The sequence below is a fragment of the Ensifer sp. ENS10 genome, from assembly GCF_014852025.1.
Lineage (GTDB): Bacteria > Pseudomonadota > Alphaproteobacteria > Rhizobiales > Rhizobiaceae > Ensifer.
In genome coordinates this window covers 994,765-1,017,685 of record NZ_JACVAS010000002.1, presented here as the reverse complement: position 1 = coordinate 1,017,685, position 22,921 = coordinate 994,765, and the positions used below count along the sequence as shown (strand labels likewise).

Genomic DNA, 22,921 nt, shown 5'->3' with positions numbered 1-22,921 from the left:
AGCGAAAACTAGCGCTCGCTCCGGAAACGGGAAGCTAGTCGCCCTTCGAACCGAACATCTTCTTCAGCATGTCGGCCATCGGGCCGGTTGCCGGCAGCTTCTTTGGCTGGGCGGAATTGCGCGCCTGGTGGATGTGCGATTGCGCGCCCTGCTTCTTCGGGGTTTCGGGCTTGTCCGCTTCCGGCTTGCCGCCGGTCGCGAGCGCGATCTTGTTCAGAAGCTGGGAATCCTCGCCGCGCACCAGCATGTCGGCATTGTCGGCGATGGCGTCGAGCAGCGGTATCAGCCAGGCTTGGTCGGCCTTGGCGAAATCGCCGAGAACGTGGGCGTGAACGAGGTCCTTGACGCCGGGATGGCCGATGCCCAGGCGCAGGCGGCGATACTCCTTGCCGCAATGGGCATCGATCGACTTGATGCCGTTGTGGCCGCCATGGCCGCCGCCGACCTTGAGCCGCGCCTTGGCGGCCGGCAGGTCGAGTTCGTCATAGATGACGGTGATGTCCTTTGGCTGCAGCTTGTAGAAGCGCATGGCCTCACCGACCGCTTCGCCGGAGAGGTTCATGAAGGTCTGCGGCTTCATCAGGAGCACGCGTTCGCCGCCGATCTCGCCTTCGGCGATCTCGGCCTTGAATTTCTTCGACCAGGAAGAAAAGCCGTGCCGGCGGTGAATGACGTCGACCGCCATGAAGCCGATATTGTGCCGGTTGGTGGCGTATTTCGAACCTGGATTGCCAAGCCCTACGATGATCAGCATGTCGTCACGCGTCGATGATTTCGGGGTGGGGCCATCCAAAATCATCGTGCCCGGGGGAAGTCAACGCTTATTTCTCGGCGCGCAGGCTGGCATTTGGCGTGAGGCCGTAGTGCTTGAAGATTTCGTCCTGGGTGCCGTTGCCGACCAACCGGTCCAGTTCGCGCTGCATCGCGGCGACGGTTGCCCGCGATACATCGCGGTGGCAGGCGATGCCGTAGAGCTTGCCTTCAAGCACCAGCGCCGCCTCGACCGGTTTGCCCTCGGCCCGCATGCTCTGGAAGGTTTTCTCTGACGTCATCAGCAGATCGACGCGTCCGGCGATCAGCTTCTTCACGCTCGAATCGAGGTTTGCGGCATAGTCGATCTTCGGAAAGTCGTGGTCCCTGAGATAGGTTGCGGAAAAATCCTCGCGCTGGGTGCCTACGGTGTACTGACGTGCTGCTTCCAGCGAAGCCGGTGCTATGTTTGAGCCGGCGTGGCGAACCATAACCATATGATCGACCAGCAGAGGTTCGACCCATAGAAACTTCTTGTCGCGTTCGGCGTCGTGGCCGGTGGTGAAAACGCAATAGGCAGGATCGGTTTCGGCCAGCATGAAGGCCCGCGCCCAGGGCAGAACCTCGATCGTGTAAGGCTGTTTCAGCCGCTCCATGATCCGCTTGACCTGGTCTACCGCAGCACCGCTCGGACCGTTCTCGGTCGAAAAATTGTAAGGGGGGTACTCCTCGGTGACGAACTTGATCGTCTGTGCCTCAGCGGTCGTGAAGAGACCGAGGAAAAATATTGGGACCAGCGCCTTCACGTGCTTTCCTCCTTTTGCTGCATGCCTTGCGGTATCCGTGCGGTGCTGCCGCGTCCCGAACCTCCATGGGAGAGCGCGACCGCTGGCAGCGAACATCATGCCCGCCTGTCTGCCACCGCCGCCGTCTTTGCCTCCGAGTCGCTTTCCAGCATCTTCAGCATGCTGTCGATCTGCATCGGCCGGCTGAAGAGATAGCCCTGGCCGCAATCGACACCCAGCTTGCGCAGCAGCTGCCACTGCTCCTTCGTCTCGATGCCTTCGGCAACGACGGTGCAGCCCATCTGGTGCGAGATCGTGCGGATGCCCTTGATCAGCATGCGGCTCTTGCGGCGGATGTCGGCGGTGCCGGAACTCAGCGAACGGGTGAAGGACTGGTCGACCTTGACGATATCGACCGGGAAACGGTTGAGGTAGCTCAGCGATGAATAGCCGGTGCCGAAATCGTCGAGCGCGATCCGGCAGCCGAATTCGTTCAGTTGCTTCAGCACCGCGTGCACTTCCGGATTGTCGAGCATGAGGACGGCTTCGGTGATCTCGACGACGATCCGGCTTGGCGAAATATGGTGCTTCAGGAGCAGTGCGGCGAGCTTGTGCGGCAGCGTCAGCTCGAATTGCAGCGGCGAGAAATTGACGGCTAGGTAGGTGTTCTGCGTGCCGTCCAGCTCGGAGATCGCAGCCAGATGGCGGATCGCCTTTTCGAGGATGTGGTCGCCTATGCGGGCGATCGTGCCGGTTTCCTCGGCAATGCCGATGATCTTGCCGGGCGGCATCAGGCCCTTTTCCGGGTGGTTGAGGCGCATCAGCGCCTCGAAGCCGGCGATCTGTCCGTCGGCAAGGCTGACGATCGGCTGCAGCCAGGCCTCGAAGTGGTCGTCCTTCAGCCCAGCCTCGATGCACTGTTCGATCTCATGGCGCTCGCGGGAAGCGTCGAGCATGCTGGCGTCAAACAGCTGCAGGCCGTTCTTGCCATCGTGCTTGCGCGCATACATGGCCATATCCGCCTTGAGCAGGAGGTCGGAGGCGTTTTCCGCATGGGCCGGGTAGACCGAGATGCCGACGCTGGCGCTGACGAGCAGTTCGTTGCCGGCAATCGGCATCGGCTCGCGCAGTGCCGAAACGATGCGTTCGCCGATCTCGCTTGCGAGCGCAGCCGCGTCCCGGTCGGAAATCAGGATGGCGAATTCGTCTCCGCCGAGGCGGGCCATGATGTCGCCGGGGCTCAGCGCGTCACGGATGAGCTCGACCGTGTGGCGCAACACTTCGTCGCCGGCCGCATGGCCGAAATTGTCGTTGATCCATTTGAAGCGGTCGAGATCGATGAACAGGCAGCCAAGCTGCATGCCGCATTCGTCGGCCTGCTGGATCGCGTCGTCGAGTGCCGCTTCGAACCCCTGGCGGTTGAGCAGGCCGGTGAGGTGGTCGGTGATCGCCTGGGTGTGGTTGCGGCTTTCCGCCTGCTTCAGCGCCGTGACATCGGTCATGACGGAGAGCGACAGGCTGCCTTCACCGGTCGCCTTCGTCTCCTGGATCAGCACCGTCATCAGCTGGCTATCCGTCTTGCGGAAAGGAACGGTGACCTCCCGGATCTCATGGTCGCCGACCGCGATCGTTTTGGCATGGCTGCGATAGGTTTCGTGCCAGTGCTGATCGATGAAATCGACGAAGTCGCGGCGGATGACGTCGTCCCGATCGTAACCGGTCGCCAGCAGCCAGTAGTCGCTGACGGCGAGCAGGCGTCCGTCGACGTCGAGCGAGAACAGCATCGCGGGCGTCAGGTTGTAGATATCGGTGACGCGTTCGTGCGCATTCTTCAGTTCGGTCTCTTCGCGCTCGAGCCGGTCCTGCATCTCGTTGAAATTGGCGGCAAGCGCGCCCATTTCGTCGTCGGAGGTCCAGTCGACCCGGTGGCGTGAGCCGAGCCGGCGCGTCGCCTCGATCGCCGCTGTCAGGCGCATCAGCGGGCGCATCACCGTGAAGCGATTGCCGACGAGGGCTGCGGCGAAGACGATTGCGACGGCGAAGAGCAGGATGGCGAGGATCGCCAGCTCGTCCTTGCTGAATTGCGACAGAAGGCCGGGCGTCGGCACTCTCACCTCGATGCGACCGATCTCCTTCATCCCATCCATGGACTGATAGGAAATGGGCAGGCTGAGGATCCGGTCCTTGGTGCCGGGCACAGCGCCGCCGAGCGGCATCTGGGCGAGGATCGAGCCGGTCTGGTCGCGGACGGTGACAGAGAGGATATCGGTGCCGTTTATCAGCGATCGGGCGATGTGCTTTATGCCGTCGCTGTCGAAGTCCCAGATGGGTTTGCCCAGCGCCTCGGCGCTTGCGGCCATCAGCAGTTCGATGTTGTGAATCCGCTCGCGTGCGATGCGGTCGCTGGATATACTCAGGAAGAGAACGAGCAGAGGGGCAATGAAAACGAGCATTGCGCCACAGACAATCGCAATAAATCGGTTCTCCACGGAATGCATCATCGGATGCACGCCTTGGAAGGTGCTGCCACGCATTTCATTTCGGATTCTCTTCAGTCTGAGCCCCAGTTTCCCCGACAGAAGAACATCATCAAAACCTTAAATGTTGCTGAAATCGCTTCGTGATAAATGATGAGACGCGATGCCGGCGCTGTGTGGCGAGAGGCCTGTGGACCAATGCAAAAAGCCCGCCCCAAACGAATGGGACGGGCTCTCGATGAAGTGCAGCGGGACTGGCTTTTCGCCAGTCACCCAAAAGCCAATCAGGCTTCTGCTTCGCCTTCGGCTTCTTCCTTCACGCCACCGGCCGGAGCAACGATCGTTGCAATGGTGAAGTCGCGGTCGGTGATAACCGGGGTCGCGCCCTTCGGCAGCTTGATGTTGGAAATGTGAACGGCATCGCCGACCTTGAGGCCGGAGAGATCGACGCTGAGGAATTCCGGAATGTCGTTGGCCGAAACGTTGAGTTCGACTTCGTGGCGAACGATGTTCAGAACGCCGCCAGCCTTCAGGCCCGGGGACTTCTCTTCGTTTTCGAAGTGAACCGGAACTTCAACGGTAACCTGGCTGTCCTTGGAGACGCGCAGGAAGTCGACATGCATGGTGAAGTCACGGACCGGATCCAGCTGGTAGTCCTTCGGCAGGACGCGGATCTTTTCGCCGTTGACGTCGATGACCGCGACGGTGGTCATGAAACCGCCGGCGTGGATCTTCATCGTCACTTCCTTGGTGGAGAGTGCGATGGAAAGGGGGGCCTGCTTGTCACCGTAGATGACAGCCGGGATAAGACCGTTGCGACGAAGTTCACGGGAGGACCCCTTACCAACCCGTTCGCGCGTCTCGGCCTTGAGCTCGTAAGTTGCGTGGCTCATGGGTAGACCTTTCTATGTCTAAATCTGGAGAGCTCATCCGACATGGCGGATGAACCGAAGCCACATGGGCTTCATCCGCGTTGCCTCCAAGGGTGTCTACGCGGACGGGGCGGTGCATAGACGAGATCGGCTTGAAATGCAAGCTTTGCCGCGGGTTCAGGCCTTTTTCTGGGTAAGACGCGCAAGCGCCAGCATCAGCCCACCGGCAATCAGACCCCAGAAGGCCCCGGAAACACCGGCGAAACTGACGCCCGATGCCGTCACCAGAAAGGTGATGGCGGCCGCCTCGCGTGTCTTTGCCTCGGTGAAGGCGGCCATGGCGGAACTGGCGAAGGCGCCGACGAGCGCGAGGCCGGCCACCGCCTCGATCAGGATGGAAGGCGCAAGGCTGACGAAGGTGGTGACGGCGCCGGCAAGCAGCCCGAAGAGAATGTAGAAGGCGCCGGCATTGATCGCCGACCAGTAGCGTCGGTTGCGATCGGGATGGGAATCGCTTCCGGCGCACATGGCGGCGGTGATCGCCGCCAGATTGACCGCGTGGCCGCCGAACGGCGCGCTCAGCATGGAAAAGAGGCCGGTGGTCGCAAACAGCGGCCCGGGGGCGGGGTGATAGTCGTTGACCTTCAACACCGCGATGCCGGGGATGTTCTGCGAGGCCATGGTGACGATGAAGAGCGGCAGCGCAATGCTGACCATGGCTGCGACATTGAACTGTGGGGTCACGAACTCGACGGTCGGCACCAGCGCCGAGGACAGGGTAGAGAAGGCGCCCGCCGGGACTTCGACGCCGAAGGCGATGACGAGTACGAAAGCGACGAGCGCGGCCGGCACCGCATAGAGCTTGTTGACGCTGCCGACGACCGCCCAGGCGATGAGGATCGGCAAGCCGAGAAGCGGATTGAAGGCGATCGCCTTGACCGGCGCGAAGCAGAGGCTGAGCAACACCCCCGCGAGCATGGCATTGGCGAGCGGGGCAGGAATGCCCGAAACCAGGCGGCCGAGCGGTTTCCAGAGGCCGGCGACGACGACGAGCAGCCCACAGACGAGGAAGGCGCCGACGGCAGCGTTGAAGCCGCCTTCGACGACGCCCGCGCTCGCGAGCAGTGCGGCACCCGGCGTCGACCAGGCGATGCTGACCGGCAGCCGCGTGATGGCGCTGATGACAATCGCGCAGACGCCCATGGAGATCGACAACGCCATCAGCCCGGAGGCAGCCTGTGCTTCGCTGGCGCCGACTCCGGTCAGGCCGTGCAACACGACGGCGAAGGAACTGGCGAAGCCGACGAAGGCGATCAGCAGGCCCATGAAGAGGCTCTGGGGCGAGAAGTCACGAAACATGGCGGCAACCGGCTGTTGTGGGGGTGAGTCGCGGCGATCTGATCCTTTCGCGTATCACATTCGGGCGCGCTGTCGATATCGGCCGCGTGATGCACCGATCAAACTCGCTGAGGGGGGCTGACCCTCGAACCTTCGTCTGGCTGGACCTTTGCGGAGATCGTTGGCTATAGTGCCGCCCAAGCAGGTGCGCCGTTTGGGAGATCGGTCGCATCCGCCTTCCGCCGGTCGACGCTTTCAGGGAGGAAGCCGATGCCTGCCGTCAGGGATCATTCGGAACTTGTCTATCGGGTCGCGCACCAGTCTTCGGCGGCGGCGAGCTCATCGGTGGCCGCGTCGTGGCGGCGCTGCATGACCCTGCATAAGCTTGCTCCGGAGGAAGCCCGTACGCCGCTTCGGCTGTCGGACAGCGAGTTTCGCTCCGTCCGCGAGCGCTCCGGTGAGCTGCTGGCGGAGGCCGGCATCGAACTCGACCGGTTGTTTGCGACCGTCGGCAGGGCTGGCTGCTGCCTGCTCCTCACCGACAATGACGGCGTGGCGCTCGAGCGGCGCGGAGCGGTCGGCGACGACGCTGAATTTCGCGGCGTCGGGCTCTGGTCGGGAACGGTCTGGAGCGAGGCGAATGTGGGCACCAACGGCATCGGCACGGCGATCGCCGATGAGCGCGCCGTCGTCATCCAGCGCGATCAGCATTTCCTGAGCAGCAATATCGGCTTGAGCTGCGCGACCGCGCCGATCCGCGATCATCGCGGGCGATTGGCGGCGGCCATCGACATTTCAACCTGCCGTGACGATGCCTCCGAGATCACCATGTCGATCCTGTCGCAGGCGGTTCGTGACGCCGCCGCGCGCATCGAGGCCGGCCTCTTCCGTCGTGCCTTCGCCGGTGCGCGCATCGTGCTGGTGCCAGTGGATCGAGCCGGGCCGGCGCTCCTTGCCGTCGACCGCGACGACCTCGTGCTCGGTGCAACGCGTGCCGCACGGCAATGGCTCGACCTCGACGACCGGCGCATCGCCGCCGGGGTTCCGGCCTCCGACCTTCTTCGAGAGGACACGTCAGGCGATGCCGCCGAGCTTCCCGATGCGGAGCGCGCGGCGCTCCGGCGTGTTCTTTCCCGTGCCAGCGGCAACGTCTCCATGGCGGCCGAGCTGCTCGGCATCAGCCGCGCCACCCTTTACCGCAAGATGAAGCGGCTCCAGGTCAACTGATCTTCCTACCCATCTGAAGGCTGCCCCTCACCCTAACCCTCTCCCCGCAGACGGGGAGAGGGGGCGTGGCCCCGAGCGGTCTTTGCGATTGTGGTGGCCCTGATCCTTGGGGGAATGGGGAGCATGCCGCTTGCCCCTTCTCCCCGTGACGACGGGGAGAAGGTCCCGGCAGGGGGATGAGGGGCAAACGTTGACTGAAGCAACCGCAGACTTGCCGCCCAGTTTGCTGCACTGCAGCACGGTATCCAAGCCCGCCTGTCTCAATTCTGAAACACATCGCGTCGCTGGTGCTTGCGCCTCACTATCGAAGACGCACGTTCAGTCGCACCTTCCTTCTCACAGCCCCGTTGCTGGTTCTCAGGGAGGAAAGACCATGTTGCATCAGAAGATCGTCGAAAGCCCATTCAGGCAGAAATACGGCAACTTCATCGGCGGCGAATGGCGCGAGCCGGTGGCCGGACGCTATTTCGACAACACGACGCCGGTGACCGGCGGCGTGCTTTGCCAGGTGGCGCGCTCGGACGTCGCCGATATCGAGCTGGCGCTCGACGCCGCCCACGCCGTCCGAGAGAAATGGGGCCGGACGTCTGCCGCCGAGCGCTCCAACATCCTGATGAAGATCGCGGGCCGCATGGAGGACAATCTCGAACTGCTGGCGCGGGCCGAAACCTTCGACAACGGCAAGCCGATCCGCGAGACCATGGCGGCCGACATTCCGCTTGCCATCGACCATTTCCGCTACTTCGCCGCCTGCATTCGTGCCCAGGAAGGCACGATCGGCGAGATCGACCACGACACGGTCGCCTATCACTTCCACGAACCGCTCGGCGTCGTCGGCCAGATCATCCCCTGGAATTTCCCGATCCTGATGGCCGCCTGGAAACTGGCTCCGGCGCTGGCCGCCGGCAATTGCGTCGTCCTGAAGCCGGCCGAACAGACGCCGGCCTCGATCCTCGTCTGGGCCGATCTCGTCGGTGATCTCTTGCCGGCGGGCGTGCTCAACATCGTCAACGGCTTCGGTCTTGAAGCCGGCAAGCCGCTCGCTACCAGCCCGCGCATCGCCAAGATCGCCTTTACCGGCGAAACGACCACCGGCCGGCTGATCATGCAATATGCCAGCCAGAACCTTATTCCGGTGACGCTGGAGCTCGGCGGCAAGTCGCCGAACATCTTCTTTGCCGACGTGCTCGCGGAGGATGACGATTACTTCGACAAGGCGCTCGAAGGCTTTGCCATGTTCGCGCTGAACCAGGGCGAGGTCTGCACCTGCCCGAGCCGCGCGCTGGTGCAGGAGAGCATCTATGACCGCTTCATGGAGCGGGCGGTGAAACGCGTCGAGGCGATCCGCCAGGGCAATCCGCTCGACAGCGCCACGATGATCGGCGCGCAGGCATCGAGCGAACAGCTCGAAAAGATCCTCTCCTACATCGACATCGGCCGCCAAGAAGGCGCCGAAGTGCTCACCGGCGGTGGCCGCAACGTGCTCGAAGGCGAACTGTCGGAAGGCTTCTACGTCAAGCCGACGGTTTTCCGCGGGCACAACAAAATGCGGGTCTTCCAGGAGGAGATCTTCGGGCCCGTGGTTTCGGTCACCACCTTCAAGACCGAGGCAGAAGCGCTGGAGATCGCCAACGACACGCTCTATGGCCTCGGTGCCGGTGTCTGGAGCCGTGATGCCAACCGTTGCTACCGCTTCGGCCGCGAAATCCAGGCCGGCCGCGTCTGGACCAATTGCTACCACGCCTATCCGGCGCATGCGGCCTTCGGCGGTTACAAGCAGTCCGGCATCGGCCGCGAGACCCATAAGATGATGCTCGATCACTACCAGCAGACGAAGAACATGCTGGTGAGCTACAGCCCGAAGGCGCTCGGCTTCTTCTGATCGGACCCTGCCTTCCCCGCCGTCGGGGAGGGCAACAGAAGCCAGAGGGAAGGTAATCTCCACCTTTCCTCTGGCTCGTGCGGCGGCTGAGGTGTGCTCTCCACCCGCGCCTCAGCCGACCAACATCAAACGATACGCAGTGGGAGCAGGGAGGCTTGCGATGTCCGCCGAGGTGACAGGAACCATCGGGATCAACGAACCGCGCGTGCTTGCGACGGACGCAGCGCTCGATTTCATTGCCGAAATCCGGCGCGACCATCCGGATATCCTGTTTCACCAGTCCGGCGGCTGCTGCGATGGCTCGTCGCCGATGTGCTACCCGGCGGATGATTACATCGTCGGCGACAACGACGTGAAGCTCGGCGAGATCGGCGGCGTGCCGGTCTATATCAGCGCCAGCCAGTTCGAGGTCTGGAAGCACACGCAACTGATCATCGACGTGGTGCCGGGGCGGGGGGGCATGTTCTCGCTCGACAACGGGCGGGAAAAGCGATTTCTCACGCGGTCACGGCTGTTCAGCGGCGGCGAGGCTTGCGTCGTGGTCTTTCGCGGGCGCTGACGCGACCTACTTCCGCTCCCGCGCGACCTTTGCCGTCAAATCGAGAAGGGCGCGCAGTTTGGGTTGGGTTTGGGCCTTGGCGGGGAAATAGATGAAGAGGCCTGGCGACCTCGGCAGGTAGGCTTCGAGCACCCGTTCAAGGCGCCCGCTTGCGACAGCGTCGCACACCGAAAGGTCCGGCAGGTAGGCAAGCCCGGTGCCGGCTTGCGCCATCTCCACGAGCATCTGGAAATCGTTGACCGTCAGCCCGCCGGGTACGTCGACGGAAAAGTCGCGTCCCTCCCGCTCGAACTCCCAGCGGTAGATCGTGCCGGATGCCGGGTAGCGATAGCGGATCGCCTCGTGGCGTGTCAGCTCTTCGGGCGTTTGCGGCCGACCTTGTTTCACGAAGTAGGACGGCGAGCCGACCACCGCCCAGGTGATGTCGGGCGTCAGCCGGACCGCGATCATATCCCGTTCGACCGCCTCGCCGATGCGGATGCCGGCATCGAAACCGCGCTCGGTGATATCGACAGCCGCATCGTCGATCGAGATTTCCACCGAAACGTCCGGATAGGCCTGGCGGAAGCGCGGCAAAAGCGGCGTCAGCACCAGCGGGATCGCCATGCGCGGCACGGTCAGCCTGAGATTGCCCATGGGCCGGTCGCGAAAATCGCCGAGCAACTCATAGGCATCGGCGATCTCGGAGGCAGCAGGGCGCACGCGCTTCAGGAAGGCGCTACCGGCTTCGGTGAGGGCGACGCGCCGCGTGGTGCGGACGAAGAGCTGGAGACCGAGGCGGGCTTCGAGCGCCCTGATCGTCTGGCTGACGGCATTGGGCGTAACGCCGAGCGTCGCTGCCGCGGCTGTGAAGCTGCTGCTCTCGGCAACTGCCAGAAATTCTCTCAGTCCGTTGAAGGGGTCGTTTGCCATCCTTCGATTATGAAGCATTTCTTCCAAACCTATCAAGGTGACGGTAGTTTTTTGCGGCAATCAACTTTGGCATGGTGTTCCCAATTCGAACCTGCCTCTCGCAAAGGATGGAGAACGACATGCAATACACGACGCTTGGAAACACCGGTCTGGTGGTCTCGCGCTTTGCCTTCGGCGCCATGACCTTCACCGCCGGCGATCGCAGCCTCGGCGCCGTCTACAAGACCGATGCCGAAGCGGCCGATGCCCTTGTGGGACAGGCGCTGGATGCCGGCATCAACTTCTTCGATACGGCCGACGCCTATGCCTCCGGGCAGTCGGAACGCATCCTCGGCGAGGCGCTCAAGTCCCGTCGCGACGAGGTGGTGATCGCCACCAAGGTCGGCTTCCGCACCGGAACGCCACTCAGCCAAGCCGGTCTTTCGCGCCGCCACATCCTCTGGTCGGTCGATCAGAGCCTGAAGCGTCTCGGCACCGACTGGATCGACGCCTACATCGTTCACAAGGAAGATCCCCGCACGCCGCTCGAGGAAACGCTTCTCGCGCTCGATGCGGTCGTTCGCTCCGGCAAGGTGCGCTACATTGGCTTTTCCAACTGGTCGGCCTGGAAGGTGGCGGCCGCGCTTGAGATCCAGAAGGCCAACGGCTTGGCTCCTTTCACCCATGGCCAGATGCATTATTCCTTGCTCGGCCGCGACGTGGAGCGTGACGTCATCCCGATGATGCAGCGCTACGGGTTGGGGCTGACTGTCTGGAGCCCGCTGGCATCGGGTTTTCTCTCGGGCAAATACACGCGCGAAAATCTCGGCGACCCCGACAACCGCTATTCCGGTTTCGACATCCTGCCCTTCGACAAGGAACAGGGCTTCAAGCTGGTCGAATGCATGCGCGGGATCGCCGATCAGCATGGGGCAAGCGTGGCGCAGGTGGCGATCGCCTGGCTGCTTTCGAAGAAAGCGGTGACGAGCGTGCTTCTCGGAGCCTCCAAGCCGCACCAGCTCAAGGACAATCTCGGCGCTGCGGATCTCGTTCTGACGGAAGCGGAGATCGCGACGCTCGACGCCGAGACGGTGCCGGTGCCTGTTTATCCGAACTGGTTCATCGACAACCTCGTCGACCAGCCGGTGGTGCAGGCGCTGGGCAGGTAATCGCATCCCACAAAGAAAAACGCCGGCGCGTTGGCGCCGGCGTTTATGAATTGCCGAGTTGGGAATGGCCTCAGTCGAAGAGGCTCGAAACCGACTCTTCCTGGCTGGTGCGGCTGATGGCTTCGCCAAGCAGGCCAGCGGTGGTGATCACGCGGATGTTGTGGGCGGACTGGACGGCCGTGGTCGGCTGGATCGAGTCGGTGATGACCAGTTCCTTCAGCATCGACGAAGTGACGCGGGCAACCGCACCGCCGGAGAGAACGCCGTGGGTGATGTAGGCCGTGACGCTGGTTGCGCCGTTCTTTAGGAGCGCTTCGGCCGCGTTGCAGAGTGTGCCACCCGAGTCGACGATGTCGTCGATCAGCAGGCAGTCCTTGCCCTTCACGTCGCCGATGACGTTCATGACTTCCGATTCACCGGGACGGTCGCGACGCTTGTCGACGATGGCCAGCAGACAGTCGAGGCGCTTGGCAAGCGCGCGGGCGCGCACCACGCCGCCGACGTCGGGCGAAACGACCATGACGTTCTTGAGGTCGTAGTTTTCCTTGACGTCGCGCGCCAGGATCGGGATCGCATAGAGATTGTCGGTCGGGATGTCGAAGAAGCCCTGGATCTGCCCGGCGTGAAGATCAAGGGTCAGAACGCGGTCGGCGCCGGCTTCGGTGATCAGGTTGGCGACGAGCTTGGCGGAGATCGGCGTGCGCGGACCGGCTTTGCGATCCTGGCGGGCATAGCCGAAATAGGGAAGCACTGCGGTGATGCGGCGAGCGGAAGAGCGGCGCACCGCGTCGATCATGATGAGCAGTTCCATCAGGTGATCGTTGGTGGGGAAAGAGGTCGACTGGATGATGAACACATCCTCGCCGCGCACGTTTTCGCCGATCTCGACGAAGATTTCCTGATCGGCGAACCGGCGTACCGCCGCTTTGCCGAGAGGCAGGTTGAGATAGTTGCAGATCGCTTCGGCCAGCAGCCGGTTCGAATTGCCTGCGAAAACCTTCATTGACGGACCGCCTTGAGCTGGCGCGGTCACCGTCCGGTACTTTTCCGGGAGCGGTGTGTTCCGCGCAGATTCCGAGAGCCATTCCAATCGCGGACATTCTTTGCGGATGGCCGCCGTTCAGAGCTGATCGGCCGCTTTTTAGCGAGACTGAACTTGAATGCAAGGGGAATGCTGCGCCGCGAAGGCCAATATCCTAAAAACTTTGCATCAACCGGCCTGAGATTGCCGCCATTCGAGGTAGGCGTTGATGGTTTTCGTCGCGATTCCCTGCATGGTTGCCGCCGGGACTCCGCTCCACAAGTCGGCGCCGCCGCCGGGAACCGAGTCCTGTCCCTGGATACGGTGCAGGCGGTTTCCGCTGCCGTCGAGCACATCCCAGACATAGACGACGGTGGTCTTGTCGCCGTCTTTGAGCGTCGAGAAGTAGCCCTTGAGGATATGTTCGCTGCTGGCATCGCCAGAGCCCTTGATCGTCAGGCCGTGTGCGCGCGCTTCGGCCCCAAGCTGCTTGGAGAGCGGCGTGACCGCCTGGACCGGTGCGCCGATGATCGGCAGGAACCGGATCGTGCCGCTGGCGGCGGCACTTGCCTTCGGCAGCGAAGCGACGCTCGGCTCGTTCTGGATCTCTTCGGCAGCGGCTGCGGTCTGTTGCACTGGCGTCTGTTGTACCGGGGGCGGTTGGTTCTGGATCGTGTTCTGGACGGGTGCTGAACCGGCGGCAAGCCGGCTTGCCTGGGCCTCGAACGTGCCGGCCGGATCGGTATAGGTCGCATCGCCGCTGGCATAGGCCGTCGGCGTGTTCGAAGGGGCCGGCTGAGGAGAGTAGGCGGTGGTCTGGCTGACGGGTTCGCGCTGCACTGGGGCGACGGCGGTCTCAGCCGACATGGCGTCGAGGTCGGATTGCGTCACCGGCGGCGAGCGAAAGGTTCCCGCGCCGACGTCGACCTGCGGCGTCAGCATGTCGGTGCTGTTGCAGCCAGCCAGGGCGACGAGGAGTCCGAGGCCAACGATAGGCGTGGTGAGCTTTCGCATGTTCAAACCGTCCGTTTTCTTCGCGGCAGTTTTTGAAACGTCTCCTGTCGTCTGCCAGTTCAAAGCAATTCTAGGCGGATTTCCCTAAGCAGAAATGAAGTCCAGGCCATAGCGCGACAGCGGGCGCGGAGTATCCGTGGTGGTGAGGTAGGTCTGGCCGAGGGTCATGGCGGTGCCGCTGTCGGAATCCATGATGATCATGTGCACGAACAGCGACATGTTCGGCTCGATCTCCTGCGGGTTGCCGAGATGGAACATCTGGTGCTCCATCCAGGAGGGCGAGAAGCGGGCGCCGAGCGAATAGCCGCAGGCGTTGAGGCGGTGACGGGCGAGGCCGCGCTCGTCCATGATCTTGGCATGCATGTCGAAGACGGTGCCGAAGGTGTTGCCGGGACGAAGCACCATCTCGATCGCCTGGATGGTTTCGCGGCAGGCGCTGTAGAGTTCGCGGTGACGGTTGGTCGGTTCGCCGATGACGACGGTGCGCATCATCGCCGCATGATAGTGGGCGCTGACGCCGGCCCATTCGAGGGTGAGCTGGTCCTGGCTGTCAAGCACGCGGCGCCCGGACTTGTAGCGGCAGAGCAGCGCGTCGGCGCCGGAGCCGATGATGAATTCGTTGGCCGGATAGTCGCCGCCGCCGGCCAGAATCTTGCCCTGCATCGCGGCGAGGATGTCGGCTTCGTTGCCGCCGGGACGGATCAGCGGCAGCGCGGCGTCGAGCGCATCGTCGGCCAGGCTTGCTGCCTTCTCGACATAGGCGATCTCGGCGTCGCTCTTGATGAGGCGCAGACGGCTGACGAGGTACGAGGCGTCGATTATCTCGCCGAAGGTCTGGATCTGGCGGTCGAGCAGGCGGGCGACGCGGCCGGTCATGCCGTGCGTATCGTATTCGACGCCGATGCGGCAGCCGAGCAGGTCGAGTTCGCTCAAGAGGTTCTTGAGATCCAGGGTCGGATCGGCATTGGCCCGGTCCACCCAGATCTCGATGCGTTCGATATTGGAGGTGTGGCGTGCCTGGCGCAGGTCGGCCGAGCGCGTCAGCAAGACCATCGAGCCGTCTTTCTTCACAACCAGCGTCTGGAAGAAGCAGTAGCCGAAGGTGTCGTAGCCCGTCAGCCAGTACATGCTCTCCTGGGCGAAGAGCAGCACGGCATCGAGCTTCTCCTCGCGCATCTTCTCCGTCAGCCGATCGAGGCGGCTTGCATATTCTTCCTGGGCAAATTGAAGCGCCATGTCAGGTCCCCCGTATGCAAATGGCGGAAATCTGCCGGCCGTAGTCCGGTTCCTGCCTGTGTGTCGTCCGACGGTAGGAGAAGAAGCGCTCCTCGTCGGCATAGGTGCAGATATCGAGATTTTCGGCTGCTACGCCTGCTTCGGTCAACCGCTTGATCGTGAGACCCGGCAGGTCGAACATTGCGTGGCCGTCGCGGTCTGACGGCCTGAAATAGGTTGCGTAGCTGTCGTTCGCCGAGACGAAGCGCTCGACGAATTCGGCACCGACTTCGTAGTTGCGATGGCTGATCGACGGGCCGAGGCAGGCGACGATGCGATCGCGCCGGGCGCCGAGCGAGACCATCGCGTCGATGGTGCTCTCGAGCACGCCGCCAAGCGCGCCCTTCCAGCCGGCATGGGCGGCGCCGATGATATTGGTTTCTGCGTCGGCAAAGAGGATCGGGCCGCAATCGGCCGATAGCACGCCGAGCACGATACCGGGCGTCGCCGTCACCAGCGCATCAGCCTCAGGGCGGCTACCGTCATAGCTTTCGTCGACCACGATGGCGTTGGGGGAATGGACCTGATGAACCGTCGCCAGCCGTTCCAGCGGCGCGCCGAACCAGCCCGCGACGCGGGTGCGGTTCTCGTTGACATGGGCTCTTTCGTCCTTCGAACCGAGGCCGACATTGAGGCCGCGATAGAGCCCTTCGGAAACGCCGCCCTGGCGGGTGAAATAGCCATGGGCGATTGCCGGCCCGACCTTCTCGCCGAAAAGCGAGCTCTGCACGGGAGAAAGCGCGGCGTCATGCTGCATCGGTATATTTGCCTTTGCTTTATGAATAAATTCAATGGGTTTGGGGGCGCGCTCCGGCCCGGCGACTGGCGGCTGATTTGCCGGCGCGATGTTGACCCGCGATGGCTGGGCTGTCAATTCCCGAACGATAGGGGGAGCCAGCGGCCTGTGATTTCGAGGGGCAGTCATCGCTCGGCCACCGCCGCTACGCGCTGACGAAAACGCCTTCCTTCGACGCCCGCATCTGCACGAGGCCCGCGGAAAAACAAGAGGTCGGGATGGCGCCTTACCTGCAGGCTTTTGAGCGACGCTGCGTGCAATCTTTGCGTGGGGCTCTGCATAAGAGTATTATCTAATATAGCAAGAAATGCTTGTGCCTTCGGGAGGAGCATATGAAGCGAAGAACCCATATCGAGGGACGGATTTCGCGTCGCAAATTCCTGGGCGGTGCGGCAATAGCGGGGGTCGCAACGGTCGCCGCGCCTAGCGTTGTCAAGGCGCAGGGGCCGATCAGCATGCGCTGGCAAAGCACCTGGCCATCCAAGGACATCTTTCACGAATTCGCGCTCGACTTCGCCAGGAAGGTCAATGATATGACCGGTGGCGATTTGAAGATAGAAGTGCTGCCCGCTGGTGCCGTGGTGCCGGCCTTCGGCCTGCTCGACGCCGTATCGCAAGGAACGTTGGACGGCGGTCACGGCGTCCTCGTCTACCATTACGGCAAGCAGGCGGCGCTCGCGCTATGGGGCTCTGGCCCGGGTTTCGCCATGGATGCCAACATGCTGCTCGCCTGGCACAAATACGGCGGCGGCAAGGAACTACTCGCAAAACTGTATGAATCCATTGGCGCCAACGTGGTCTCGTTCCCCTATGGGCCGATGCCGACCCAGCCGCTTGGCTGGTTCAAGAAGCCAGTCGCAAAGCCCGAGGATCTTCAGGGCCTGAAGTTCCGTACCGTGGGCATCTCGATCGATGTCTTCACCGGCCTCGGCGCGGCGGTCAACGCGCTGCCGGCCGGCGAAATCGTTGCGGCGCTCGATCGAGGCCTGATCGACGCGGCCGAGTTCAACAACGCCTCGTCCGACCGGGTGCTCGGTTTCCCGGATGTATCGAAGATTTGCATGCTGCAGAGCTACCACCAGAATGGCGAGCAGTTCGAAGTGATGTTCAACAAGCCGAAGTACGACGGTCTACCTGATCAGATGAAGGCGATCATCACCAACGCCGTCGAGGCGGCATCTCAGGATATGGCCTGGAAGGCGATCGATCGCTATTCCACGGACTACCGGGAGATGCAGACCGTCGACAAGGTCAAGTTCTACAAGACCCCGGAGGCAATTCTCAAGAAGCAACTGGAGGTCTACGACGAGGTGGTGAAGAAGAAGGCAGCGGAAAACCCGCTGTTCAAGGAAGTGCTCCAGTCCCAGCTCGTTTTTGCCGAGCGGGCCACGCGCTGGGAACAGGACACCGTCGTCAGTCGGCGGCTGGCATTCGACCACTACTTCGGACAGGACGGCGTGGCGAAGGATCTCTGAGGCACGGCCGCTTCGCGTCAATCAGACGGGATTCAGGCGGAAGACCGGCTCATCTCATTTCGCACATCGGAGACAGTCGAAGGATCACACTATTCGATAAATCAAAGCGTTACAGCGAACTCTGTGCGTTCTTGAAAGGCGCGCCGCTGTAGCGCCCCTCTTGCAGCGGGGGGCATGCGTGAACGTTCAGCATTTTCTGCTCAGGGTCGATGCGACCAGCGTGTGGATCGGTAAAGCCGCAGCCTGGCTGATTATCGGGCTGATGACGATGGTCTGCGTAGAGGTCGTCAAACGCTACATCCTGAACATGCCGACGGCCTGGATATTCGATGCCAGCAACATGTTCTATGGCTCGCTGTTCATGCTCGCGGGGGCATACGCCTTGGCGCAGAATGCTCATGTACGCGGCGACTTCCTCTACAGCTCCATGAGGCCGCGCACGCAAGCCGCCCTCGATCTGGTCCTCTACGTCCTCTTCTTCCTGCCCGGCGTCGCCGCGCTCGTTTACGCCGGCTACGATTATGCAGCACTTTCCTGGCGGATCGGCGAGCATTCGACCGTGACGGCGGAGGGGCCGCCTATCTACTATTTCAAAACCGTCATTCCGGTCGCTGGCGGTTTCGTCCTGCTTCAGGGGCTGGCCGAGATCACGCGCTGCATCGTTTGCCTGCGGACCGGCGAATGGCCAAGTCGGCTCAAGGATGTGGAGGAGCTCGACGTCGTCGCCGAGCAGCTTGAGCACAGCGAGCATGTCGACGCGGAAACGCGCGAGGCTGCGATCGAGCGTGCGCAGGCGATCGACAGGGCGGCGCGGCAACGGGGAATGGGGGGAGACGGCGAGACGTGAGCGATCCACTCCTCGGACTGACGATGCTGATGCTCATCGTGGTGGTCATCATGATGGGGTTTCCGACGGCGTTTACGCTGATGGGGCTTGGCATGCTCTTCGGCTTCTACGCCTTCTACAATCCGGCCGAGCACTGGATCGACAATCGCGTCTTCGACCTGATGGTGCAGCGTACCTATGGGGCGATGACCAATGACGTTCTGATCTCGATCCCGTTGTTCGTGCTCATGGGCTACGTGATGGAGCGGGGTGCGCTGGTCGACAAGATGTTCTACAGCATTCAGCTCGCATTCAAGCGGGTGCCTGCGTCGCTCGCCGTCGCTACCCTCATCGTCTGTACCTTCTGGGGCATCGCCAGCGGCCTCGTCGGTGCGGTGGTCGTGCTGATGGGCGTGATTGCGTTCAATCCGATGTTACGCGCCGGCTATGACGTGAAGCTTGCCTCCGGTGTGATCACGGCGGGCGGTACCCTCGGCATTCTGATCCCGCCCTCGGTGATGATCATCGTCTATGCCGCAGTCGCGGGACAATCCGTTGTCAAGCTCTACGCCGCTGCCATGTTCCCCGGGTTTTTCCTCGCGCTGCTCTACCTCGCCTATATTCTCGGCTGGGCGCTCATCAGCCCCAAGATCGCTCCGCCGCTGCCTGCGGAGCAGACCAAAGTGCCCGTCAGCGCGTGGATGCGGGGCCTGCAAGCGTCGTACTCGCACAACATGCTGGCCGGGCTCTCTCGCGCACTAGTCTCACCGGCAAGGGCGCTGGCTCTCGAAACCGAGGAGGGGTCTCTCACCTATTGGGCTCTCGTCAAGAATTTCTGCGCTGCCTTGGTCCCGCTAGCACTGACGGCTTTTACGATGGCGCTCGTATGGTGGTATGTCGTCATCCATCCGCAGGCATCGGCGGAGGCGGAGGCGCCGGAAGGGCTGGAACAGCTCGGGGCACCGGCGGCGGATGCCGCGCCGACCGCGATCAACGGGCCGGCGACAAGCTTCTACGTGTCCTTCTGGTTGATTGCCACGATCGCTGCGGTGGTGCTCGTCCGCTACTACCGCAATATGAGTGCGGAGCGGCTGCAGGTGGTGAAGCTTTTGATCTCCTCCGTCATGCCGCTCGCCATCCTCACCATAGTCGTGCTCGGCGTAATCCTCTTCGGGATCACCACGGCGACCGAGTCTGCGGCCGTCGGCGCGGCGGGGGCTTTCCTGCTCGCATTCCAGGCCCGGACGCTCAACTGGAAGCGCACAAAGGAAGCGGTGTTCCTGACGGCGAAGACAACGGCCATGGTGTGCTGGCTCTTCGTGGGCTCGGCCTTGTTTTCTGCCGTCTTCGCCATACTTGGCGGCCAGGCGCTGATCGAGCAATGGGTGCTATCGCTCGATCTGACGCCGGTACAATTCATGATTCTTTCGCAGGCGATCATCTTCCTGCTCGGCTGGCCGCTCGAGTGGACCGAGATCATCATCATCTTTGTGCCGATTTTTCTGCCGCTGCTAAAGCACTTCGACATCGATCCGGTGATTTGGGGCGTTCTCGTCTTCGTCAACCTGCAGGCGGCATTTCTGTCGCCCCCAGTCGCGATGTCAGCTTTTTATCTGAAGGGTGTCGCGCCGCCGCATGTGACGATCAACCAGATCTTCGCCGGCATGATGCCCTATATGCTGATCGTCGTGCTCTGCATGGTCATCATGTATCTCTGGCCCGGGATAACTCTCTGGCTCCCGAACTATCTTTACGGCTGAACCGTGCGCTACTGCATATTTCCTTAAATCCTAGCCGATTTAAGGATAAAAACATGCAACAACTCAAAGTGCCACAGCGACCTTTGCGCGTCCGATAAGACGCGCGGCGCTGTAGGCTGTGCGCTCAGGGCTTCGGCTTGCGGAAGGGCGACAGCGGCACCGGAGGGCTGCTCACGGCGAGAACCTTGAACAATTCCCCCATTTTTCCGACACCGGCGCCGGCGAGCCTTTCCACGTCCTGGCGAATGCCCTCTTGGGTGAGCGCATCCTTGTCGCGACCGAGTGCCGCGGCGCGGTCCAGCAGACCGAGACCGACCAGGAAATCGCCCTGGTGCGCAAGGCCGTTGATCTGCACGTCGTCGGTCTCGGCGCGGCGGGCGAGCTTCTCGAAATCGACATGGCTGGTGAGATCGGCCCGGCCCGGATTGGCGAGTGGCGGATCATATTCGTGATCGCGAACGGCCTGCAGCGTATCGCCATAGCCGGTGGCAAGATGGCCGTAATCGATGATCACGGCGGTGCCGCCGCTGATCTTCAGCCGCTCGCAAAGGGCGGACATGACAGCATCGCGGGCAGGGGCGATCTCGAAGATCGTGCCTTCGGCCAAACCCTGCGCCGGCGTCGGCAAGAGGCCCGGATCGATGCCGGCGACGCCGGCAGCAAAGGTCAGTTGGTCATCGGCATCAAGCCCGACCATGCGCTCGCGGAACCCTTGCGCGGTGCGCACGAATTGCCGGATCGGAATGGCATCGAACAGCTCGTTGGCGGCAAGCAGCAGGAAGCCATCGGGCAAAGTCTCGAAGCTTGCATGCCACTCGACCTTGTTGCCATGGGCGACCAGGGTTTCGGACTGAATCTTGCGCAGGCGCTCGCTGGTCTCGACGAGATGCATGCTGGCGGAGGCATAGAGCTCGGGTGCGAGGCGACGCACCACACGCAGCATGTCGGCCATCATCGTGCCGCGGCCGGGGCCGATCTCGGCGATCACCGCGCCTTCGGGCTTGCCGTGTTGCTGCCAGGCGTGGACGAGAAAGACGCCGAGCATCTCTCCGAAGAGCTGGCTGATCTCCGGCGCCGTGGTGAAATCGCCCTCTTTGCCGAAGGGTTCATGAACCCGGTAGTAGCCGTGTTCAGGATCCGCGAGGCAAAGCGAGAAGTAATCGGTGACGCTGATCGGCCCGTGAGCCTTGATCAGCGCCTTGATCTTGTCCGCAAGTGGTGTCGTCATGCCTTCGTCCAGTTAGCGGGAGGCGGCCGGAAGCCGCACGCCCTTGCCTTATCCGCTCTCAGGCGGCTGCGCGCCGCGCCCGGGTTATCGCCCAGATGCCGGCGAGCGCCATCGGCAGCGAAAGCACCATGCCCATCGTCAGCCAGCCACCGACAAGATAGCCGATCTGCGCGTCCGGTTCGCGGAAGAATTCGACGAAAATGCGGCTCAAGGCATAGCCAAGCACGAAGATGCCGGTGACGAGGCCCGGGGATTTCAACGCCTGGCGACGGTAGATGAACCAGGAAAGCACGCCGAGCAGCACGAGGCCCTCGAGGGCTGCTTCATAAAGCTGGCTCGGGTGACGGGCAAAGGGCCCGCCGGTCGGGAAGACGATTGCCCAGGGCATCGAAGAGAGACGGCCCCAGAGTTCGCCATTGATGAAATTGGCAATGCGGCCGAAAAACAGGCCGATCGGGACGACGGCCGCGACGATGTCGAACAGGCTCCAGAGAACGATGCCATTGCGCCGCGCGAAGATGATCATGGCGAGCGTCGTGCCGAGAAAGCCGCCATGGAACGACATACCGCCGTTCCAGATCTCAATGGCGCGGATCGGATTGGCGAGAACGGAGCCGAGGTCGTAGAAGAGGATGTAGCCGATGCGGCCTCCGAGTACGATACCGCCGGCGGCCCAGAGCAGGAAATCGTCGAGTTGCTGCAGCGTGACCGCCGGGGTCTCGTTGCGCCAGAGCGCGTTGTTCATCGCCAGGCGGCGCGCATAGAACCAGCCGATCAGGATGCCTGCGACATAGGCGAGCCCGTACCAGTGGACGGCGAGAGGCCCGATCTGGAAGATGACGGGGTCGATTTCGGGGAAGGGAAGGATGGCGAGACGGGTCGCTAGAGTTTCCAAGATATGTTCTCGTGCCTATTTCTCGTGCAGGGGCCGGTCGTTTCGGCGGAACATGGCGAGCGATTTCCGCCGGGTCAAGGCGCCGATGGGGGCGCTTCGGACACAGCGGCGTGATTTGGCACGTGATTTTCCTTGCATCCGCTCGCCGCTGACCCTACCTGAAATTCATGACCGCATCGCAATGCGAGGCGATGGCTGAAATGGAGATCGCGACGATGAGCACAGGCGCTAACCGCATTCTGGATGACTTTGCCAAGATCATGACCGATGCCGCAGGTGCCGCCCAGGGCGTGCGCCGCGAGGTCGAGACCGCCTTCCGCGCACAGGCCGAACGCGCACTGAACTCGCTCGACGTGGTCAAGCGCGAGGAGTTCGAGATGGTCAAGGAAATGGCGATCAAGGCGCGCGAGGAAAACGATGCGCTGCTCGCCCGCATTGAGGCTTTGGAAGCGCGTCTCGCCGAGGCCGGCAAGTAACGCGATTCCGCCGAAATAACGGTATTTTGGCGTTTTTACTTCGCCCGCGAACTGGTTTCGCGGGCGTTTTGCTGTCGTTAATCCTGGATCGATTGAAACGGCGTTAAGGCTGGTTAATAAAACCTGAAAAGTTTTCCACCTGTGGACACTGCCAAAAAACCCTTATGGCAGAGTCAGTTAAGCTCTCGCGCTTCATCCAAATGAC

General features: G+C 62.4%; 20 protein-coding genes. 8 read left to right on the top strand and 12 right to left on the bottom strand.

All coding sequences use genetic code 11. From position 1 onward, the window contains the following. Window positions 1–34: 34 nt before the first annotated feature. The 5 genes from pth to IB265_RS11875 all read right to left on the bottom strand — a co-directional run bounded on the left by pth (window position 35) and on the right by IB265_RS11875 (window position 6,243). Window positions 35–754, bottom strand: a complete 720-nt coding sequence (pth, locus tag IB265_RS11895) for an aminoacyl-tRNA hydrolase (protein ID WP_057254334.1) — start codon at window positions 752–754, stop codon at window positions 35–37. A gap of 67 nt (window positions 755–821) precedes the next feature. Next, on the bottom strand, window positions 822–1,556 hold the full coding sequence (locus tag IB265_RS11890) for an ABC transporter substrate-binding protein (RefSeq protein WP_057253122.1): 735 nt from the start codon (window positions 1,554–1,556) through the stop codon (window positions 822–824). Between the two features lie 95 nt (window positions 1,557–1,651). Continuing rightward, a complete protein-coding gene (locus IB265_RS11885) occupies window positions 1,652–4,036 on the bottom strand; it encodes a bifunctional diguanylate cyclase/phosphodiesterase (protein ID WP_192494796.1) in 2,385 nt (794 codons plus the stop codon). A gap of 260 nt (window positions 4,037–4,296) precedes the next feature. After that, window positions 4,297–4,905 carry a 50S ribosomal protein L25/general stress protein Ctc gene (locus IB265_RS11880; RefSeq protein ID WP_057253124.1) on the bottom strand — a complete coding sequence of 203 codons (609 nt, stop codon included), beginning with the start codon at window positions 4,903–4,905 and terminating at the stop codon, window positions 4,297–4,299. A 156-nt stretch (window positions 4,906–5,061) separates the two neighbouring features. Further along, window positions 5,062–6,243: a benzoate/H(+) symporter BenE family transporter gene (locus tag IB265_RS11875; protein ID WP_057253126.1), complete on the bottom strand. Its 1,182-nt coding sequence runs from the start codon at window positions 6,241–6,243 to the stop codon at window positions 5,062–5,064. A gap of 249 nt (window positions 6,244–6,492) precedes the next feature. Between IB265_RS11875 and IB265_RS11870 the strand changes: the two genes are divergently transcribed. The 3 genes from IB265_RS11870 (at window position 6,493) to IB265_RS11860 (ending at window position 9,890) form a co-directional block, all read left to right on the top strand. Further along, the gene (locus IB265_RS11870) at window positions 6,493–7,449 is read left to right on the top strand and encodes a helix-turn-helix domain-containing protein (protein ID WP_057253128.1); all 957 of its coding nucleotides are present in this window, start codon (window positions 6,493–6,495) and stop codon (window positions 7,447–7,449) included. 373 nt (window positions 7,450–7,822) lie between these two features. Further along, window positions 7,823–9,331, top strand: a complete 1,509-nt coding sequence (gene adh / locus IB265_RS11865) for an aldehyde dehydrogenase (RefSeq protein WP_057253130.1) — start codon at window positions 7,823–7,825, stop codon at window positions 9,329–9,331. Window positions 9,332–9,491: 160 nt separating this feature from the next. Next, on the top strand, window positions 9,492–9,890 hold the full coding sequence (locus IB265_RS11860) for a DUF779 domain-containing protein (RefSeq protein ID WP_057253133.1): 399 nt from the start codon (window positions 9,492–9,494) through the stop codon (window positions 9,888–9,890). Window positions 9,891–9,896: 6 nt separating this feature from the next. Here IB265_RS11860 and IB265_RS11855 read toward each other — a convergent pair whose 3' ends face one another. Continuing rightward, the gene (locus IB265_RS11855) at window positions 9,897–10,802 is read right to left on the bottom strand and encodes a LysR family transcriptional regulator (RefSeq protein ID WP_057253134.1); all 906 of its coding nucleotides are present in this window, start codon (window positions 10,800–10,802) and stop codon (window positions 9,897–9,899) included. A gap of 119 nt (window positions 10,803–10,921) precedes the next feature. Between IB265_RS11855 and IB265_RS11850 the strand changes: the two genes are divergently transcribed. After that, a complete protein-coding gene (locus IB265_RS11850; RefSeq protein ID WP_057253135.1) occupies window positions 10,922–11,950 on the top strand; it encodes an aldo/keto reductase in 1,029 nt (342 codons plus the stop codon). Window positions 11,951–12,020: 70 nt separating this feature from the next. Here IB265_RS11850 and IB265_RS11845 read toward each other — a convergent pair whose 3' ends face one another. The 4 genes from IB265_RS11845 to pgeF form a co-directional block, all read right to left on the bottom strand. Then, window positions 12,021–12,953, bottom strand: a complete 933-nt coding sequence (locus IB265_RS11845) for a ribose-phosphate pyrophosphokinase (RefSeq protein ID WP_057253136.1) — start codon at window positions 12,951–12,953, stop codon at window positions 12,021–12,023. Between the two features lie 207 nt (window positions 12,954–13,160). Then, window positions 13,161–13,985 carry a hypothetical protein gene (locus IB265_RS11840; RefSeq protein ID WP_057253137.1) on the bottom strand — a complete coding sequence of 275 codons (825 nt, stop codon included), beginning with the start codon at window positions 13,983–13,985 and terminating at the stop codon, window positions 13,161–13,163. An 84-nt stretch (window positions 13,986–14,069) separates the two neighbouring features. After that, entirely contained in the window at window positions 14,070–15,221 is a 1,152-nt protein-coding gene (locus tag IB265_RS11835; RefSeq protein ID WP_057253138.1) for a Xaa-Pro peptidase family protein, read from the bottom strand. A 1-nt stretch (window position 15,222) separates the two neighbouring features. After that, window positions 15,223–16,017: a peptidoglycan editing factor PgeF gene (gene pgeF, locus IB265_RS11830; RefSeq protein WP_057253139.1), complete on the bottom strand. Its 795-nt coding sequence runs from the start codon at window positions 16,015–16,017 to the stop codon at window positions 15,223–15,225. Between the two features lie 371 nt (window positions 16,018–16,388). Between pgeF and IB265_RS11825 the strand changes: the two genes are divergently transcribed. The 3 genes from IB265_RS11825 to IB265_RS11815 all read left to right on the top strand — a co-directional run bounded on the left by IB265_RS11825 (window position 16,389) and on the right by IB265_RS11815 (window position 20,117). Next, window positions 16,389–17,531: a TRAP transporter substrate-binding protein gene (locus IB265_RS11825; RefSeq protein WP_057253140.1), complete on the top strand. Its 1,143-nt coding sequence runs from the start codon at window positions 16,389–16,391 to the stop codon at window positions 17,529–17,531. A 178-nt stretch (window positions 17,532–17,709) separates the two neighbouring features. Further along, on the top strand, window positions 17,710–18,378 hold the full coding sequence (locus IB265_RS11820) for a TRAP transporter small permease subunit (protein WP_057253142.1): 669 nt from the start codon (window positions 17,710–17,712) through the stop codon (window positions 18,376–18,378). Continuing rightward, window positions 18,375–20,117 (top strand): TRAP transporter large permease subunit, encoded by a 1,743-nt coding sequence (locus IB265_RS11815; RefSeq protein ID WP_057253144.1) that lies wholly within the window; start codon window positions 18,375–18,377, stop codon window positions 20,115–20,117. The genes IB265_RS11820 and IB265_RS11815 overlap by 4 nt, the downstream gene beginning before the upstream one ends. A 124-nt stretch (window positions 20,118–20,241) precedes the next feature. On the opposite strand, the gene IB265_RS11810 is transcribed toward IB265_RS11815, so the two are convergent. Both IB265_RS11810 and lgt read right to left on the bottom strand, forming a co-directional pair. Then, on the bottom strand, window positions 20,242–21,345 hold the full coding sequence (locus IB265_RS11810; RefSeq protein ID WP_192494795.1) for a class I SAM-dependent methyltransferase: 1,104 nt from the start codon (window positions 21,343–21,345) through the stop codon (window positions 20,242–20,244). A gap of 58 nt (window positions 21,346–21,403) precedes the next feature. Beyond that, window positions 21,404–22,240 (bottom strand): prolipoprotein diacylglyceryl transferase, encoded by an 837-nt coding sequence (gene lgt, locus IB265_RS11805; protein WP_057253148.1) that lies wholly within the window; start codon window positions 22,238–22,240, stop codon window positions 21,404–21,406. A gap of 215 nt (window positions 22,241–22,455) precedes the next feature. Between lgt and IB265_RS11800 the strand changes: the two genes are divergently transcribed. Continuing rightward, window positions 22,456–22,716 (top strand): accessory factor UbiK family protein, encoded by a 261-nt coding sequence (locus IB265_RS11800; protein ID WP_057254338.1) that lies wholly within the window; start codon window positions 22,456–22,458, stop codon window positions 22,714–22,716. Window positions 22,717–22,921: the final 205 nt, after the last annotated feature.